This window comes from Bacillus cereus ATCC 14579 (assembly GCF_000007825.1).
In the GTDB taxonomy this organism is placed as follows: domain Bacteria; phylum Bacillota; class Bacilli; order Bacillales; family Bacillaceae_G; genus Bacillus_A; species Bacillus_A cereus.
The window spans coordinates 3,183,039-3,202,737 of sequence record NC_004722.1 but is presented as its reverse complement, the minus strand read 5'-3'; the positions used below and the strand labels follow the sequence as shown (position 1 = coordinate 3,202,737).

Genomic DNA, 19,699 nt, shown 5'->3' with positions numbered 1-19,699 from the left:
CTAGAGGAAGTATTTGCATAATAATCTATGATTATGTAATTTTTATAATCTCTTATTTGGGGTAGGGGAGTACTCTTTAGCAAGATGGACAATTTTTAATATAGTAGAGTTTACATCCTTACTGTTACGAATAACAAACAAATAATCAGCTTCATTTTCTATAGGATCTACTACATCATCGTGAAGTGATTCAGTTTGTTGTCGATCAAGTACTTCTTTGAAACTAGAATATCCACCTCTAAAAATATTCGTACTTCGCGTGCTTCGAGCCACTCTTTCGTAAAGTACATCATCTGGAATGTCAAAATGAACTAATATGCGTACATATTCATTCTGTGGAAATAATTCGTTTAGTAAATAGAATCTTCCGTTTTTACTGCGATTGGAATTACAAATAATAAGGTGTAAATTTGTATGTTCTTTCGCATAATCAACAATGAATTTTGAAAGACCGTGCTTAAATGTATTAGCACCTTCAGCCGGCTGTAATTTTTCGTAATGCGTGTTAATAAATTCAGCTTGGTTGTCTTGATCCATAACGAAAGAGTGGGATAACTCTTTTTCTAAAGCTTTTGCAAATGTAGTTTTACCGCTGTGTGTTTTTCCTACAGTAATAATGACGAATCGTTTCATATTGGCCTCCATTTGTATTGTTATGAACTGGAATATTCGGTGTAGATCGAAATCTTCCTGCTAGAGATTACACAAATTGTTGGAGCGTTAGTAGGCTGGAAACTTGACAAAAAAACTTATTTGTGCTATAATTTACCAATATAAAAATAAGGTGTATAATAGGGTTCTCCTGGCCAGGGGAACCCTATTTTTGTTGTGAAAATGAAGGAGAGTGTATGTGCGTGAAACAAGGTGAAGCAAGTGTAACGTCGTTAGTATCAGCTTTCAGCAGGGCATATCATAGTGAATTTGATAATCCGAAAATCTTTGATGATTATGTAGCTAAAGAGTTCATTTCGCCAAAAGAACGAATTAATATTGAAACGAATATGGTTCAAGGAATACATTTCTTCAATACAGACATTGCACAGCAGTTTCAAGATAATCCACAAGAAATATTAAAATGGATTACACAAGTGCAATTATCACCAACACCTTTAGCACGTGCGGCATATTGTGAAAGAGTATTACTACACGAGATTACGCTGGGAGCGAAACAATACGTTATACTCGGTGCGGGATTAGATACATTCAGTTTTAGACACCGAGAATTAGAAAATAAAATAGAAGTATTTGAAGTGGATCATCCTTCTACGCAGGTGTTTAAGAAGGAAAGAATAAAAGAAACAGAACTTGAAGTTCCAAAAAACCTTCATTTTGTTTCAATGGATTTTACGAAAGGATTTTCCTATGAACAGTTACGCAATGAAGGATTTGAAAATAAAAAGACTTTCTTTAGCCTTTTAGGTGTTTCATATTATTTAACGAAAGAGGAACTTTCCAGTTTAATAGAATGTCTATTCGAGATGGTTCCAGAAGGAAGCTCTATCGTTTTTGATTATCCAGATGAAAACTTATTTACGAAAAAAGGACTGTCCAATCGAGTTGAAAATATGGTGAAAATGGCTGCGGTAGGCGGAGAACCGATGAAATCATGTTATTCTTATGCTGAAATGGAAGCACTGTTAGAGAAGGCGGGCTTACTTATTTATGAGCATTTATCACCAGAGGACATAAATACATTATATTTTGAAGGACGAAATGATTATTTGAAAGCTTTTGAGACGGTGCATTATGTACATGCGGTGAAGAAGTAAGGAATTAGTAGGCATGGGGAGGAATCTCTGTGTCTTTTTTGTATTAAATTTCCTGCCCTCGAATAAAGAACAGTAAAACCCCTAAGCATGTAGATCTTTGATTTTTATTACAATTTTGTAAGGTTAAGTAATGAAAATCGATAGAACTAGATATGTGAATAGGATACTCTAATTAACGGATAGAATATTCTGAAAAAAAGGGCGGAGCAAATGAAGAATAGACAAAAAGCATCGATAATATGCAAAAGTATTTTATGTTTAATTATTTGCATATTTATTACGAATGAAGCATGGTTTACAAATGTGGTGAGGGCAGAATCGGGCACGCTGACTGATAGGAGTATAGAGGATTTCAAAAAAAAGCTGGATGAACAGGTACCAAAATGGCAGGAGGATTATGAGGTACCCGGGGTTGCAATAGGAATTGTGCATGAGGGACGTATTGCTTATACACTTAACTACGGTTATGTAGATAAAAAGACAAAAAAAGCGGTGAGTGATGATACTTTGTTTCAGGCTGGTTCCATATCTAAAAGTCTTACAGCGTGGGGAATCTTGCACCTTGTAGATGAAGGGCGTTTATTACTAGATGATCCCGTTGGAAAATATCTGACCAAATGGAAATTATCTAATTCAGAGTTTAATAATAATGAAGTTACGATAAGAAGATTGTTAAGTCATACAGCAGGGCTGTCTGCACATAAAGGATATCTCGGGGTTGCACCAGGGAAACATCTTGACTCTATTGAGGAGTCTCTGTCTGGAAAAGGATGGCTTAATGAACCAGTGGAAGTTACCAATAAACCAGGTTCAGAAACAATTTACTCTGGTGGCGGATATACAATTTTACAACTTGTAATTGAAGAAGTTACCGGAATACCGTTTGATCGTTATATGGAAGAACAAATTATGAAACCTTTAGGAATGAAATCTAGTTCATTTTTACAACGTCCTGAAAACCATAACCTTTCAAAAGCTTATGGTTATTTTGGAGAGGAGCTCCCTAGTTACCAATTTACCGAACAGGCTGCTGCAGGTCTTAAGACAAATGTTACCGATATGATGGCATTGATACTTGCAAGCATGGATGCAAATAATAAAGGGAATGGTGTCATCAAAAGTGAACGTGTTGAGGAAATGCAAAAGCCGATATTAGGGGAGAATGGTTTAGGTATATTTGAAAAAAAACTATCTAATCAATGGAAATTACTTTATCATTCTGGTGACAATCGTGGCTGGCATTCTTTTTATGGTTTCATTCCTAATACAAAGGATGGATTGGTAATCCTTACAAATGGTGAAGGTGGTATAGACTTACGACAGGATATTTACCACGCATGGATTGAATATGAAACTGGAAAATTACCTGAAAGTTACTTCGCTCTAGCTGAGCAGAGAAAAACTAACTTCATTACATCAATTGTTATTGGCACCACATTTAGTATATATTTGCTACTGTTTGTGATTAGTTTGTACAAAGGTAGAAGAACGTTCATTTTTAAGCAAGCGAAGAAATCTTACATCGGATTAGTAGTTAGGACATTTTTACTTATTATTCCTGCTGTTCTCGTTTTTTGTGCTGCCAATTTGTGGAGAGTGTTTAGTTTGAATTCCGGTAATACAATAAATTTCATTCTAATAATGGTATGGATTATAACATTATTAATTAGTGGATTTTTCCCGAAAATTAAAAGTAATAAAAACAACGTATGAAACGAAAAGATTTAACATCAAAATTTACATGTATGTAATGTAAAAGACTAGAAAGCTAGATTGGCGTGAATCGCGAATTGTGGAGTGCAAAAAACAACAAAATCTCTTAAAAAACACTTAATTTTTTATTCCATCTATCTTTACAATCCCTCCTTATAATGTGAATTGGACAAGCACCTAAGAGAAAGCAGAACATGTCAGTTTGTACATTCTATTATTAGGGGGAGAATTTGTATGAAAAAGACAGTTGCTTCGTTAGCAGTTATGGCGGCATTATTACCGACGTTTTCAGTGCATGCGGAAGGGAAAGAGCAAGCCCGAAAATCAGCTACAACTTTTAACGTTATTAGTGATATTCAAGGGGATTTAGGGGATTTTGATCATGTGCTAAAAGATATGAACAAAGTGACGCCACTTTCTAGAGCGCTTATTATGAATGGGGATATAACGCCGACTGGACAACAGTCACAATATGATGATGTAAAGCGTGTGTTAAATAAAAATAAGTATCCGGAAAATGTATGGTCTACTGTTGGGAATCATGAGTTTTATGCTGGTAAATGGACAGCAGATGGAAAACTCTCTCAAAGTACATGGCCAAATGGTGTAAATGAGGAAACTTTATTTAACCGATATCTGAAATTTAGTGGACAAGAAAAGGTATATCATAAAAAAGAATTAGATGGGTATCCGCTTCTATTTTTAGGAACTGAAAAATATATGAAATACCACGATTCAAAAATGTGGGACGAAGTATATATGAGTGATGAGCAATTAGGTTGGTTAAAACAAAATTTAGAAGAGTATAGTCAAAAAGATAAAAATAAGCCAATCTTTATTTTCTCTCATCACGTTTTACCTGATACAGTATCTGGATCAAGACAATCACCGTACTTACAAGATTATTTAAACATCGATAAGTTGTACGATATATTAAAAGACTATCCGCAAGTTGTTTTCTTTACGAGTCATACGCATTGGGATTTAAACTTACCTGACTGGGCTGGTAAAAAGAAAATTAAAGGCGGAGATGAAAAAGGTTTCACTGTTGTAAATACGGGCGGGATTGAAACAGGCTGGATGTCAGCAGGGCCAAATGGAGGAGAGAAAACTGCTCCAGATGGCTATTCATTTAAACAAGGGTTACAAGTGAAAGCATATGGTAACGATGTAATTGTGACAGCTTACGATTACAAACGTGATAAGGATATAAAGAAGTTATTAATTAGTGATTCAAAAATTGCGCAGATGGCACCAAATGTAACGGCAGATGATAGTAAAAATATAATTGTCGGTGCAACTGAATATATGGAGTACACTATAGAAGGAACGAATGAGTGGCATACGTATAGTAAAGCAAATCCTCCGAAATTTGATGGAGATAAAGTCGTATACGTACGCCACAAAGGTGAAATGAATTTAGAGCCGGGATTAACGCAGTTACTTCGTTTTTCGGTAAATAAGTGATTGGAGGGAGTCTGCATTTGAATGTGTGGGCTCTTTTTTGTTGATGAGAAAGGGGTTGCCTGTCTGTCGTTTTTTGTCGATAGATTGATATATTAAGAAAATCGTTGATATACTGCAAGTTACGATCGATATATTTGAAAAATCGTTGATATATTGTAAGTAATGAACGATATATTTAAAAAATCGTTGATATAAATTTCATGTACCATAATTAAGTTAAAAGCATTAATACGGTTTTACTTATCAAAATGAAATTCTAATACATTTTTAACCGAGAAAGATGACTTCACCATTTTTACGTGTAATAATAGTAACGTTACATATATTGTGAAAGAAGTACAAAAGGAGCGTTACAATGAATTTAGCTAAATTCCCGAGAAAAAAATATACAGAATCATATACACCAATTGAAAAGTTAAACAATTTTTCTGAAGCACTTGGTGGTCCGACTATTTATTTTAAACGAGATGATTTACTTGGTTTAACAGCCGGTGGCAATAAGACGAGAAAGTTAGAATTTTTAGTTGCAGATGCACAGGAAAATGGTGCAGATACGTTAATTACAGCTGGTGGTATTCAGTCAAATCATTGCCGCCTGACACTTGCTGCTGCGGTAAAAGAAAAAATGAAATGTATCCTTGTATTAGAGGAAGGGCTTGAGACAGAAGAGAAGAGAGACTTTAACGGAAACTATTTCTTATATCACTTATTAGGTGCTGAAAACGTCATTGTTGTACCGAACGGAGCAGACCTGATGGAAGAAATGCATAAAGTAGCAAAAGAAGTAAGTGAAAAAGGAAATACACCATATGTAATTCCAGTTGGTGGATCAAACCCTACAGGCGCTATGGGATACGTTGCTTGTGCGCAAGAAATTATGGCGCAATCATTTGAGCAAGGAATTGATTTCAGTTCAGTTGTTTGTGTAAGTGGTAGCGGCGGTATGCATGCTGGTTTAATTACTGGTTTTTCTGGAACACAAAGCCATATTCCTGTAATCGGGATTAATGTAAGTAGAGGAAAAGCTGAGCAAGAAGAGAAAGTAGCAAAACTTGTAGATGAAACTTCAGCACATGTTGGTATTCCAAACTTTATCTCGCGCGACGCTGTTACGTGCTTTGATGAATATGTAGGACCAGGCTATGCGTTACCAACGCCGGAAATGGTAGAGGCAGTTCAGTTACTTGCGAAAACAGAAGGTATTTTACTTGATCCAGTGTATACAGGTAAGGCAGTAGCGGGATTAATCGACTTAATTAGAAAAGGTAATTTTAATAAGGAAGACAATATTTTATTCGTACATTCAGGTGGTTCACCAGCTTTATATGCGAATACTTCTTTATTTGTGTAAGTGTAAAAAGCATTGGGTATCCAATGCTTTTTTGTTATATACTGGAATTATTGAGAGGTAGGAGGATGATATGAATTCAAATTTAAAATGGATTATATATACGGTACTCGGCATTTCTATTCTATTAATCTTATTTGTGGCTTATGGGGTGTATTCTTATTTTACATTTTAAAAGCGTAATGGAAGTGAACCATAATGTAATGTATGTTATAGTTTGATATGTTAATTACTTACAATAATTTCTACAAGGAGAATACATAATGAGAGCAAAGAAACTAGTAACGTTAGCAGTTCCATTTATGCTGTTAGTCGGATGCGAGGTAGGAGATAAAGATTCTACTCATAAGACTGAGCAAACTAGTAAAGCAATAACAATACTTTCCGAACAACAGTATCCGTACTACATATGTGAGCAAGTGGTAGAGTTCCAATTTAAGAAAGATGAACTATTACTAAACTTAGGAGAATCCTTAAAGGATAAAGAAAAAGCAAAAGCTGTTTTAAAAACATCAAACGAGATAGATAAAATTTTAGATAATATGGAACATATAAAAGTACCTGATACATACAAAGACATTCACAAATCCATACAAGAAGGGGTAACAGAGGCAAGAAAAGCAACGAAGTTAATTAAGGATGCTGGTAAAGAAGATAAACAGAAGATTCAAGAAGCTGCAATGAAAGGTACTGAATTTTTATCAGGTGTAGACGGAGAGCATTGGAAAAAAGCAGTTTATGAGTTATCACAGGAAAACAAAGATGCTTATAGTAAGGCACTTGATAAGAAAGTAAAGGAGTACTCAAAGTAAAACAGTAACTTGTAACAATACATATCCACCTAAAATTTCCGCGAATGCTATGCTAGGAAGTTAGGTGGGAGATTACTGTCCTTAAATGTGGCTGATTAAAGCTACAGCCACATTCTCCTGTTCTAATTAACTAAAAGAAGAACTTCCCCATCCCGATTAAACTACTGATCATTCCTATTCCACTCATGGTGCCTTTTCCTGCTGTAAGTAAGTTTCCAAGCAGTCCTAGCTGACCGTTACCTCCGTTATTTCCCCATCCTATTGGGGCCCACGGACCACCCCATCCTGGAGGGTTTCCAAAAACACCCGAGTTATTGGTATTGAAATGAAAAGGCTTGGCTGGCGGCGATAGTAAAGCTGCAAGATGACCTTGTGCGAACATCCCTGTATGATTGAATGGTTGCGCCCAGGGGAAGGGAGGTTTTTGAAAATTAAAACCTGCATGACCTGGTAATGGAGTCCAATTAGCAGGGTGACCTTGTGGTATTATCCCTGCATAATTAATTGGCTGCTGCCCCAAAGAGAAGGGCGGAGGTTGGGGATTGAACCCCGTATAATTGGCTGATGAATCCCAACTAACTGGATAAACTCGGTAACTCCAATTCTCAGGAAGCTTCAAATCATTTATTACCTCAAATTTAGTTATTTCGGGCTGTGAATATAATGAAATTTTGTTATTATATTGTTCCCCGTTTCCCTGTGACTTCAAATACCAATATTGGTGCATACGCTAATTCCCCTCACTTTAAAAATGTAATGTTAGACTTAGCCTATGTAATATTCCTTTTTTTGGATGGTTACATAACTAGATCTACAAGCCTGTATTTAAAGGAATGGGTGCGTGGTCTTGTTGATTTTTCTCACTGCCTGTAAAATTCCCATTGATTTAAAGTTTCAATTTATTTTAGAAGGGTATTTTCAGTTGCTTCTTTTTGTATTTCAGCCTAATTTAAATTCCGTTAACAAACGTTTTTATAAAGGTTTCATCAACAAAAAGATTTTAAAATGGTATGTTGAGCAAGTGGAATTGCTAAAAAGAGAATATCCATTCGAAGAGTTTGGCAAAATACTGCAAGGGTAATGTTTTCTTGTGCAAATATGTAAACGATTTAAACGAATCAATGAAATTTATAATGAAGGGGCAATTAAATATATGAGTGAAACATTACATAAAAGAAAACCACCATATTTAATGCTTGTAATCCTTTTTATTGGGGCATTTGTTTCATTTCTAAATAACTCCCTTTTAAATGTAGCCTTGCCATCAATAATGAAAGATTTAAACATTCAAGATTATTCAACGATCCAGTGGCTTTCTACAGGGTATATGCTTGTAAGTGGTATATTAATTCCGGCATCAGCATTTTTAATAACGCGTTTTTCAAATAGGAGCCTATTTATTACATCTATGGTGATTTTTATTCTTGGTACTGCCTTAGCGGCTGTAGCACCGAACTTTGGTTTATTACTTACTGGTCGGATGGTTCAAGCGGCAGGCTCTTCAGTTATGGGGCCTTTGTTAATGAATATTATGCTAGTAAGCTTTCCGAGAGAAAAAAGGGGAACAGCAATGGGGATTTTTGGACTAGTTATGATTACAGCTCCAGCAATTGGGCCGACACTATCAGGTTATATTGTAGAGTATTATGACTGGCGTTTGCTTTTTGAAATGATTTTACCGTTAGCAATCATTAGCTTACTGTTAGGGATTTGGAAATCTGAGAATGTCATGAAACAAAACAAAAATGCAAAACTTGATTATCTCTCATTACTATTATCTTCTGTCGGTTTTGGCGGTCTGTTATATGGATTCAGTTCTGCAAGCTCCGATGGCTGGACGAATAAAGTTGTCTTAACAGCCTTAATCATAGGCGCTATTGCCTTAATTGCTTTCATTATCCGTCAATTAAAAATGGATGAGCCGTTATTGGATTTACGTGTTTACAAGTACCCAATGTTTGCACTTGCGTCTGTAATTGCAATTGTTAACGCGGTGGCCATGTTTTCAGGTATGATTTTAACACCAGCTTATGTACAAAACGTCCGTGGTATTTCGCCGCTGAGCTCTGGGCTGATGATGCTTCCAGGTGCGGTAATAATGGGGATTATGTCACCAATTACAGGTAAACTATTTGATAAATATGGTCCTCGGATTCTTGGCATAGTAGGGCTTTCCATTACAGCTGTTTCAACTTATATGTTGGCAAGTCTGCAAATTGACTCTAGTCATACACATATTATTCTTATTTATACACTGCGGATGTTTGGGATGGCGATGGTGATGATGCCACTTATGACAAATGGTCTTAATCAATTGCCAACTCGCTTAAATCCGCACGGTACAGCTGTTAATAATACAGCTCAACAAGTGTCCGGTTCCATTGGTACTGCTATTCTTGTTACGATTATGAACTCTGTAACAAAAACAAAAGCTGAAAGTTTAATGTCTCATATAGATCCAACAACCTTCACAGAAACTACGAAGGCAATAGTAACTCAGAAGGCTTTATTATCCGGAATTCAATATTCATTCTATGTAGCGCTTGGCATGAATGTTGTTGCACTACTATTAGTTTTTTTCGTTAAACGTGTAGACACAAGTGCGGAAGCCGTCGAGAAGTTAAATCGGTAGAGAAGAATAAAACGTTAGATAATGATTCCTACAAGTTGTTTGCTGATTAGATAAACTATAAAGAAATACAAATTTTTGCTACTAAGGCGCCGGTATTTAAAATGGGAAAAGAACTGAAAGAAGCAGTGACATAATTATATAGTGAAAGAGGACCTGATGTTCATATCAGGTCCTCTTTCATTAGTAACACGGTATATTGCTTATTGTATTGGTTTAACTAAACCACTGATTTTTCAAATACTACAATCTTAAGCTCGTCAACTTCTCTATTTTGGGATGTTTTAGAAGAAAATGAATCAAAATAATCATTTTTATGAACAAATACAAGAGATGAGATCCGTTTGCAATTTCTCATAAACATTACAAGTTTAGATTATCTTTTAATACCAACATTAAAAGGCTCCAACTATATTTATTCGCTTCATTTTAATTTAGTATTTTTCTACAAGTTATAAATCTAATTGCCAAGCTTATACGCAATATCATAATCATGAATAGTTAGGGAAAAGATAAAATAAGGTAATCAATTACATATCTTTATTTCATGCTTTTTTGAAAGGGTGTTTTTAATGGAAAAAAAAGTATCTGCCATTCCTCAGCCGAAAACATATGGACCGCTGGGTAATCTCCCATTAATCGATAAAGATAAACCGACCCTATCCTTTATCAAGATAGCGGAAGAGTATGGTCCCATTTTTCAAATTCAAACTTTAAGTGATACCATCATTGTCGTTTCTGGACATGAATTGGTAGCGGAAGTCTGTGACGAAACACGGTTCGATAAAAGTATAGAGGGTGCTTTAGCAAAAGTTCGTGCCTTTGCTGGGGACGGATTATTTACTAGCGAGACTCACGAGCCTAACTGGAAAAAAGCTCATAATATTTTGATGCCTACATTCAGCCAACGGGCAATGAAAGATTACCATGCCATGATGGTCGATATTGCTGTACAACTCGTTCAAAAATGGGCACGGCTTAATCCGAATGAAAACGTAGATGTTCCGGAGGATATGACACGTCTTACGTTAGATACAATTGGTCTATGTGGTTTTAATTACCGATTCAATAGCTTTTATCGTGAGACACCTCATCCTTTTATTACTAGCATGACCCGTGCTCTAGATGAGGCGATGCACCAATTGCAGCGGCTGGATATAGAAGACAAACTTATGTGGAGAACGAAACGTCAATTTCAGCATGATATCCAATCTATGTTTTCTTTAGTAGATAATATTATTGCTGAACGTAAAAGTAGTGGAGATCAGGAAGAAAATGATTTACTTTCCCGTATGTTAAATGTGCCAGATCCGGAAACTGGTGAAAAATTAGATGATGAAAACATTCGTTTCCAAATTATTACTTTTTTAATAGCTGGACATGAGACAACAAGTGGATTGTTATCTTTTGCAATTTACTTCTTATTAAAGAATCCGGATAAATTGAAAAAAGCCTATGAAGAAGTAGACCGTGTTTTGACAGATCCTACTCCAACATACCAACAAGTTATGAAACTGAAGTATATGCGGATGATTTTAAATGAATCGCTACGTCTATGGCCTACCGCTCCAGCATTCAGTCTTTATGCAAAAGAAGATACAGTGATTGGCGGGAAATACCCAATTAAGAAAGGAGAAGATCGTATTTCTGTTCTTATTCCACAGCTACATAGGGATAAAGATGCATGGGGAGACAATGTGGAAGAATTCCAACCTGAACGATTTGAAGAGCTGGATAAGGTTCCTCATCATGCTTATAAGCCATTTGGAAATGGCCAGAGAGCATGTATCGGTATGCAATTTGCACTTCATGAAGCCACTCTTGTAATGGGAATGCTTCTTCAACATTTTGAATTAATCGATTATCAAAACTATCAGCTGGACGTAAAACAAACATTAACGCTAAAGCCCGGTGATTTTAAGATTAGGATTCTACCCCGAAAACAAACTATTAGTCATCCTACTGTTCTTGCACCTACAGAGGACAAGCTGAAAAACGATGAAATTAAGCAACATGTCCAGAAGACACCTTCTATTATTGGGGCCGATAATCTTTCACTTCTTGTTCTGTATGGCTCGGATACAGGTGTAGCAGAAGGTATTGCAAGAGAATTAGCAGATACAGCTAGTTTAGAAGGAGTTCAAACGGAAGTGGTAGCTCTTAACGATCGAATTGGAAGTTTGCCAAAAGAAGGAGCGGTACTTATTGTGACTTCTTCTTATAATGGAAAACCGCCAAGTAATGCAGGGCAGTTTGTGCAATGGTTGGAGGAACTAAAACCAGATGAGCTAAAAGGGGTTCAATACGCAGTTTTTGGTTGTGGAGATCATAATTGGGCTAGTACCTACCAACGGATTCCAAGATACATTGATGAGCAAATGGCTCAAAAAGGAGCAACAAGATTTTCTAAACGCGGAGAAGCAGATGCAAGTGGTGATTTCGAGGAACAGCTTGAGCAATGGAAACAAAACATGTGGTCTGATGCGATGAAGGCATTTGGATTGGAGCTCAACAAAAATATGGAAAAAGAGCGCAGTACTTTGAGTCTGCAATTTGTCAGTCGTCTTGGAGGATCTCCTCTTGCACGAACATATGAAGCAGTTTATGCATCTATACTAGAAAATCGTGAACTTCAATCATCCAGCAGTGATAGAAGTACACGACATATCGAGGTATCTTTGCCAGAAGGCGCTACATATAAAGAAGGAGATCACCTTGGAGTGTTGCCAGTTAATAGCGAGAAAAATATCAACCGAATTTTAAAACGTTTTGGATTAAATGGGAAGGATCAAGTTATACTGAGTGCAAGTGGACGAAGTATAAATCACATACCTTTAGACAGTCCTGTTAGTTTATTGGCCCTTCTTAGTTATAGTGTTGAAGTTCAAGAAGCTGCCACTCGAGCACAAATACGAGAAATGGTAACATTCACAGCATGTCCTCCTCATAAAAAAGAATTGGAAGCATTATTAGAAGAAGGAGTTTATCATGAACAAATATTAAAGAAACGGATTTCAATGTTGGACCTTCTTGAAAAGTATGAGGCTTGTGAAATCCGATTTGAACGCTTTTTAGAACTTCTTCCTGCGCTCAAACCGCGTTACTATTCTATTTCAAGCTCTCCACTCGTTGCACACAATCGTCTGAGCATTACGGTCGGTGTTGTTAATGCGCCTGCATGGAGTGGGGAAGGGACATATGAAGGAGTCGCTTCTAATTACTTAGCTCAGCGTCATAATAAAGATGAGATTATCTGTTTCATTCGAACGCCACAATCAAACTTTGAATTACCTAAAGATCCAGAAACACCAATTATTATGGTTGGGCCAGGTACTGGAATTGCACCATTCCGTGGATTCTTGCAAGCGCGTCGTGTTCAAAAGCAAAAAGGTATGAACTTAGGACAAGCGCATCTATATTTTGGTTGTCGTCATCCTGAAAAAGATTATCTCTATCGTACAGAATTAGAAAATGATGAAAGAGATGGATTAATCTCTTTACACACAGCTTTTTCTCGTCTAGAGGGACATCCAAAAACATATGTACAGCATTTGATAAAACAAGATAGAATCAATTTAATTTCGTTATTAGATAATGGAGCTCATCTTTATATATGTGGTGATGGAAGTAAAATGGCTCCGGATGTAGAAGATACCCTTTGTCAAGCATATCAAGAAATTCATGAAGTCAGTGAACAAGAAGCAAGAAATTGGTTGGATCGTGTGCAAGATGAAGGGCGATATGGAAAAGATGTTTGGGCTGGTATATGAATGTTTCTTAATTAGATACATATTAACTAATGAACTTCTTTCGAATAAATTTCACTTTATTAGTATAGTGTATTTAGATGAATAGTGATTAACCAGATTATTTAGTATCTACTAAATAAAAAACAGGACCTGATATACATCTATCAGGTCCTGTTTCACATAGACATTATACATCGATATTTTCCACACATTATCAATGTTTGTAATGTAGTTAGCCTTTTGAGTCAGCTATAAAATCAGATATTATTTTTTCGATATCGAAAGGAGTAATCCCTTTATTCAAAGAGAAAATAGTTTCTGCTTCTTCGATGTCTTGAACGAGTTCACCTCTAGCTTCAATATGTAATCGGAACAAGTCATATAAATTCGGTTTAACTAAATTAGTTAAAGCCTTTCCAACTAGTATCATACCTTTTTGATTAGCTTCGATGGTATTATCATAAGTTAGATCTCTTGTAAGAGACAAATCTGTCCAAATCAATTTTCGTTCCTTTAAGTCTAAAATAACTGGAATAGAGATTTGGGTGTCGGCAGTAATATCCACTTTATCTTGAACAGTAGAAGGTTCAAATACTTCACCTGAACCAGGATATTGACGAACCATCCAACCAGTAAAGCATTCTGGTAAATCTTTATATGGTTGGTCTGTGTAAGAAAGCAAAGTCATAACTACATAGCGTCCACCATATTTCAGCACAGACGGAATATCGAAATCAATGAATTCAGATGCTCCCTTTGGTGCAGAAGTAATATCTCCGCTATGGTAGGCTTTGAAATTTTTTGAACGTAAGTTCGTGAAGGATACATGTTCTTTGTATTGCCAATCTTCGTCGTACATTGCAGCAGACAAATCAATGTCAACACGTCCTGTATGTTGTCCATTCACATAGCCTTCTTTCCACCATAGGAAAAAACGAATCGTATCTCCTTCTGGCAAATCTACTTTACTTCCTCGAGATAATGTGCGAAGCGCTTTGCTGGCTGAACGTTGAGAGAAGGGAACTAAGTGATTTTTTAACTGTTCATCCAAAAATACTTTTCCGAGACTTGGAAGTTCTGCGAAGCGATTTTTTAAAGTATCTTCACACATTTTTACAATCATTAAACAAATATCCTCTGAGATAAATGGAAGTGTATTTTCAATACCTATAGCTTTTGCTACATTTCCCTTTGGAAAAAAGGTGCGAAATTCATTTTTATCATTTCGATGCTTAAAATGAGCCGTGAGTTGAAGTAATACAGGGGTAGAAACATTTCCTATTATACTTAGAAACTCTTCGAGAATATTGAAAACATCTGTTGACGTATCACTACATAAACGGATTAAATGATCCAAGCGTCTGGCAAATTCCCCCGGGCGAGTTTTTAAAAGATTTTTCGCTGTCATGATATCACGATTCAACAAAGCTGCTTCTATTTTTCCATTAAATGTTTCAACTTTAATGGAAAAATAGAAGCATCTCAAATGCTCGGTGGGTTTTTGGGAAACGAGTATGATATTCTGCTGGATGAAGAATTTCACCTAAACGAATCCAACGTTTTTTGTATCGAATCATATCTTCGGTAATGTTTCCGCATTGCTCTAACAATCCTAAAAGGAAGCGTCTTTCTACTCGGTTAAACTTCTTGAATCGAACGGAGGATGCTAAACTCACATCACCTTCAGATAAAGCAACTGCAAGGCGAAGAACATCAGTTGCTGTTTTAAAATACTTTGCAGCAGCATCGGCTGATATTTTTCTGTTTATTAATAAAACCCCAATTATAAAAGACATATTTTCCTTATGGGGAATTACATTAGGTAGAAAACAGGAAACATCTTCAGTGTGTGTAATAGCCCATTCTACATCTGTCTTATCAGTTGAGGAAATAGAGCTGTTTGCACGAATCAATTGAGAAATCATTTGATTGAAATCTTCTTCACTTCCTAAGTCAATAACTTTCAAATCAACGCTATCTAAAAGAGGAAGTCGTTCTTCTACTTTTGATACAGGTAGGCGCAACGTCACATAATGAATAACGGCATTGATGTATAAATCAGCGTCACTTAAATCCATCATTTGTTGCGGAAAGTTTGGATACATAGGAGTAAACTGAATATGTGCACCAACCAATTCTTTTAAATGTTTTACCAACTCTTTGTAAAACGATGTGAATGCACCAACCGAAAGTGTTTGCAACTCTTCTATTAAAGGCTCAGAAAAAGTAAATCCTAAACTTTCCAAGTTTTTTAAAGCAGTGGCTAAATACATGTTCGGTAGTTTATTTTCTTCTCTTTTTATAATTACTTTCAAACTTCTTCTTATATAAATAGAATTTTTCATGAGAACGCCGATTATTCACTCTTTATAAAAGAGGGGAATAGTCTGACTGTCCTCCTTTCAGTGGTAGATTTTTATTTTTACATGCATAAACACACTAATTGTAGAGAAATGCACTGAGGGTATAAAGCTATTTTTTAGTGAAAAATTAGGGGTATAACATTTAGTTGTTAAGTGGTAATTTGTTAATTAAGAAAAGAAAACCTCTACATCAATGGTTGATAAACTAAAGTTTATTCAATCCCAAAGAAGAAAGAGGTTTTATAGTCTAATTATTTTCATAGGAAATTGACAACTCTAAAACAATTTGAAATTTCTACAAAGAAGGAAGAATTGTCATAGCCTATGTGTTTAGCAGGAAAGTAACATCCCTATTTCGCCAAAGAAGTTAGAAGGAAGGAACGTCATAGCCTGCTTTATTAGTATATTCTCTTGCGGAGAGCAATTCAAGTATACAGTCTGATTTTTTTAAGTTTTCTTAAATGGGAATTTTCATGTTTATCCCGTATTAACGGAGTATTTTTATTTTTGATATATTATGGAATGGAGTTGAATGAGTATTATAAATACAAAAGGTGAAATTAAAAAAACAAAAAGAAAAGTATTACTAACTATACTTACTATGTTAGTAATTATAATTGGATTTGGATATTGGAAACTTTTTAGTTTGCAATATCCAAAAGGGGAATTAATTCGAACAGTGAAATCTCCAGATGGAAAATATCTCATCAAGACTTATTTTCATAATGCAGGATCATTAAGTGCGGATGCTGTTAGGGGTGAATTAGTTAACCTTGATACAGATTCAGAGAAAAATATATATTGGAATTATCCAGATACCGATCCATATATTGAATGGGTAAATAAGAATATTGTTAGAATTGGAGATCAAACTTTAGATGTTTCGCAGAAAGAAACCTATGATTGGCGTGATGATGATAAGCACGTTAAAGAAATGCCTAAACAGTTTATTAGATAAAACAAGAAAATTTAAATGTATTTAATCTTATTTGTTTAACTATAGATAGTATTATATGAGTGAAAAAGTCCATTTAAATCTTCTAAATGGACTTTTTTAGGTTTCTAGATACGACTACTGATAAAAATGGAACAAACTTGTTACTTAGGTTGTCTATTAATTATACGCATAAAACAGGAGTTCATGATAGTTCGCTCATTTTATCCCGCTATTTGCCCGTAAAAGTCCGACTGATGAGGGCTGATTAAAGTTTCACTTTATCCTTTACTGTACCTTGTAACTACATTTTACCTTGCTGTAAAGAAACAAAAAACGTTTTTTTATTCAATAATTCCAATTTCTAGAGCCTTTTGCACAGCTTCTTCTTTGTTGCGGACTCCTAGCTTTGTATAAGCTGTGGAAGCATAATTTCTGACCGTACCATTCGATAAATATAACCTTGATGCTATGGTAGTGTATCGAAGTCCCTTGGCTACTAGTTGCAATATTTCTATCTCCCTAGCTGTTAGCTCATAAGCGGTTGCTTTTGATTGTGGTGTCTCTTTTTGCGCATCAAACTTTTCAAATATTTTGTGAGACATTCCCTGATCAATCAGTGTCCCACCTTTGTGAATAAGTCGGATCGTATTAGCTAGCTCCAATGTTTCAATAGATTTGAGTAAAAAACCATCCGCACCGTTGCGAAGCGATTCCAACGCCTGTTCGGTATCCTGAAAAGTGGTGAAAATCAATATGCGGATATGTGGCCATTGTTGCTTAATCTTTTTGGTTGCTTCGACTCCATCCATGTGTTGCATATCTAAATCCATAAGTATAACATGAGGTTGAAGGCGCCCACACAAATCGATGGCTTCATTGCCATCCTCGGCCAAACCGACTACATTTAAATCTTCATATCTATCGAGTAGTGTCCTCAAACTTTCCCGAACAAATGGCTGGTCGTCTACAATTAACAAACGAATAAGTCCATCTTTTATTTCAGTTTGTCGCGGTATGGTACATGTAACAAGCATTCCTTCATCTGGCTTTGTATATACAGACAATTGACCTTGCAAATTCATTGCTCGTTCTTTCATCGCATTCATACCGAAGCCTTCTTGCCATTCTACATTTCCTTTTCCATTATCTTGAACTTCTAATCTCGTATATTGTTGTTCAAACTGCAATGAAACTATAATTTCAGTTCCCTGACCATGACGTACTGCATTCGTAAGGGACTCTTGTAAGCAACGAATGAACGCTATCTTCGCTTGCCGAGACAATTCATATTCCTCTCCGTATGCCCGAAAACTTACATTAACCAGAGCGTGCTCCTGAAATTCGGCTCCAAGATTTTGGAGAGATTGAATTAAGGAAGGCGATTGACAAGGAGACTCCATTTGATGTAGGTAACCTCTCACGTCCTCGATGCTTTTACGTCCCATTTCAAGCAGAGAATCTAGCCTCTGTATACCCATTTCCGTAGCAAGTTCGGTGCGCAACGTTTCCATCCCCATAATAATAGAAGTATAAGCGTGACCAACTGTATCATGAAGCTCACTCGACAGTCTGTTTCGTTCTTCCGCCAGTGTAATGCGTTCAATCTGAGACATATATTGCTCAAGTACCGCGTTTTGTTTACGAATTGATTCATTTTGTTTATGATTGACGATTAATAAATGAAAAGCGAAGCCCATTACATATGCGAATCCATAATAGGTGACCATAATCCAATAGCTATTACTTGGCGCAACCGCATAGAAAATTCCAGTTGTTATAAAAACCGTTATTGGAGCTGTCCAATAATAGGACAAATGCTTACTATTCGCAGCAATTAGAAACACCGATATAAGAAATGTGTTGTAAGCTTCTGGAAATAATAAGGTTAAATATATACATAGTCCACCATATAGCAGTATTTCTGTGAACAAATAATATTTATAATTGAATAGTAAGGCTACCCATGGAACAGAGAAGGCAATAATTTCCCAAAGAATAATAATCCAAAGTGGTAATGTTAAACCATCCTGAAAATTTAATGTAGCTAGAATGATAGACACACTAGCAAGTAGGCGTACCCCTAACATAATCCAATCATACCAAAACCAATACTTAACCATATCTAACAAGTCCTTTACCCCCTAAATAGCCTACCATTTTACTTCCTATATAATAATTTAATCCTTCCTGCCTTATTATACTTTTTAATTTAAAACTACGATACTACTCACAGACTGCAAACTTCTATTGATTTAGTTGCCGAATCATACTACGTGTATAGCCCCCAATTTTCTTTGTCAAACCATCGACTATTCTAATACTTATGGCGGTAAATACTATACCCATAAACATTACAAAGAGTGACTTGGCAAAAGTATCTATTTGTATAAATATAATATTCATATCGATGTATCGATACAGTAGTGGTGCCAACAGGAACATAAGTGGCATTACGTAAAAAATGATTGCACTAATGAGACTGAAAATGCCAATCGTAAATTTCTGCATTAGCCAATAGACAGCACACCAAGTGCGACGATCTGTTAGCACTAATTTCACCTGAGACCAGTTCGATGTATCCATTGTTATACTTCTATCGTAAGAGTCTGTTGAAATATCTGTATAAATTTTCGTCTGTATGCGCTCGAATTGGATAAAGGGTGTGGTAGTCTGTAGTACGCGCATAATTAATGGAATCCCAACAACAGTAAATGAAAGGGTTAAACTAAATAGCAGAGCTATTAGGTAAAAACAAAAATAAAACAATCCTGTACCGAAAGTTAGCAATAAAAAATAACCATTATGGATGAATCTTGATTTCATAAAGTTCATCGCTCCTATCTGTGTAATAACCGAATCATACTGCTTTTTTTGTCATTCTCACTAGTGTAAAAGTGTCATATGACAGTTCT

12 protein-coding genes and 2 pseudogenes are annotated in these 19,699 nt (G+C 35.8%); 9 read left to right on the top strand and 5 right to left on the bottom strand.

The genetic code is table 11. From position 1 onward, the window contains the following. Nucleotides 1-42: 42 nt before the first annotated feature. On the bottom strand, nucleotides 43-633 hold the full coding sequence (locus BC_RS16090) for an AAA family ATPase (RefSeq protein ID WP_000819859.1): 591 nt from the start codon (nucleotides 631-633) through the stop codon (nucleotides 43-45). 215 nt (nucleotides 634-848) lie between these two features. Between BC_RS16090 and BC_RS16085 the strand changes: the two genes are divergently transcribed. The 5 genes and pseudogenes from BC_RS16085 (at nucleotide 849) to BC_RS16065 (ending at nucleotide 7,109) form a co-directional block, all read left to right on the top strand. Then, nucleotides 849-1,769 (top strand): class I SAM-dependent methyltransferase, encoded by a 921-nt coding sequence (locus BC_RS16085; protein WP_011110235.1) that lies wholly within the window; start codon nucleotides 849-851, stop codon nucleotides 1,767-1,769. Nucleotides 1,770-1,979: 210 nt separating this feature from the next. Then, nucleotides 1,980-3,520 (top strand): annotated as a pseudogene (locus BC_RS16080) (serine hydrolase domain-containing protein). A gap of 196 nt (nucleotides 3,521-3,716) precedes the next feature. Next, nucleotides 3,717-4,949 (top strand): DUF4073 domain-containing protein, encoded by a 1,233-nt coding sequence (locus tag BC_RS16075; protein WP_000754291.1) that lies wholly within the window; start codon nucleotides 3,717-3,719, stop codon nucleotides 4,947-4,949. Between the two features lie 355 nt (nucleotides 4,950-5,304). Then, on the top strand, nucleotides 5,305-6,300 hold the full coding sequence (locus BC_RS16070; protein ID WP_001046622.1) for a D-cysteine desulfhydrase: 996 nt from the start codon (nucleotides 5,305-5,307) through the stop codon (nucleotides 6,298-6,300). A 260-nt stretch (nucleotides 6,301-6,560) separates the two neighbouring features. Continuing rightward, entirely contained in the window at nucleotides 6,561-7,109 is a 549-nt protein-coding gene (locus BC_RS16065; protein ID WP_001201796.1) for a hypothetical protein, read from the top strand. Nucleotides 7,110-7,239: 130 nt separating this feature from the next. On the opposite strand, the gene BC_RS16060 is transcribed toward BC_RS16065, so the two are convergent. Further along, nucleotides 7,240-7,836 (bottom strand): hypothetical protein, encoded by a 597-nt coding sequence (locus BC_RS16060; protein WP_000554416.1) that lies wholly within the window; start codon nucleotides 7,834-7,836, stop codon nucleotides 7,240-7,242. Between the two features lie 114 nt (nucleotides 7,837-7,950). Between BC_RS16060 and BC_RS27895 the strand changes: the two genes are divergently transcribed. The 3 genes from BC_RS27895 (at nucleotide 7,951) to cypD (ending at nucleotide 13,508) form a co-directional block, all read left to right on the top strand. Next, nucleotides 7,951-8,190: a hypothetical protein gene (locus BC_RS27895; protein ID WP_000243463.1), complete on the top strand. Its 240-nt coding sequence runs from the start codon at nucleotides 7,951-7,953 to the stop codon at nucleotides 8,188-8,190. 72 nt (nucleotides 8,191-8,262) lie between these two features. Further along, complete coding sequence (locus tag BC_RS16055; protein ID WP_000005110.1) at nucleotides 8,263-9,741, top strand: DHA2 family efflux MFS transporter permease subunit; 1,479 nt, start codon at nucleotides 8,263-8,265, stop codon at nucleotides 9,739-9,741. Between the two features lie 569 nt (nucleotides 9,742-10,310). Next, nucleotides 10,311-13,508: a bifunctional P-450/NADPH--P450 reductase gene (cypD, locus tag BC_RS16050; protein ID WP_000412767.1), complete on the top strand. Its 3,198-nt coding sequence runs from the start codon at nucleotides 10,311-10,313 to the stop codon at nucleotides 13,506-13,508. Nucleotides 13,509-13,719: 211 nt separating this feature from the next. Here the strand turns inward: cypD and BC_RS16045 are convergent. Further along, a pseudogene (locus BC_RS16045) lies at nucleotides 13,720-15,832 on the bottom strand (TerD family protein). 550 nt (nucleotides 15,833-16,382) lie between these two features. On the opposite strand from BC_RS16045, the gene BC_RS16040 reads away from it, so the two are divergent. Continuing rightward, the gene (locus BC_RS16040; RefSeq protein ID WP_000022545.1) at nucleotides 16,383-16,808 is read left to right on the top strand and encodes a DUF5412 domain-containing protein; all 426 of its coding nucleotides are present in this window, start codon (nucleotides 16,383-16,385) and stop codon (nucleotides 16,806-16,808) included. Between the two features lie 320 nt (nucleotides 16,809-17,128). Here the strand turns inward: BC_RS16040 and BC_RS16035 are convergent, their stop codons facing one another. Together BC_RS16035 and BC_RS16030 are read right to left on the bottom strand one after the other, a co-directional pair. Then, on the bottom strand, nucleotides 17,129-18,916 hold the full coding sequence (locus BC_RS16035) for a helix-turn-helix transcriptional regulator (protein ID WP_000886428.1): 1,788 nt from the start codon (nucleotides 18,914-18,916) through the stop codon (nucleotides 17,129-17,131). A gap of 115 nt (nucleotides 18,917-19,031) precedes the next feature. Next, nucleotides 19,032-19,610, bottom strand: coding sequence for a sensor domain-containing protein (locus tag BC_RS16030; RefSeq protein WP_000842190.1), 579 nt, complete (start codon nucleotides 19,608-19,610; stop codon nucleotides 19,032-19,034). Between the last annotated feature and the right edge of the window lie 89 nt (nucleotides 19,611-19,699).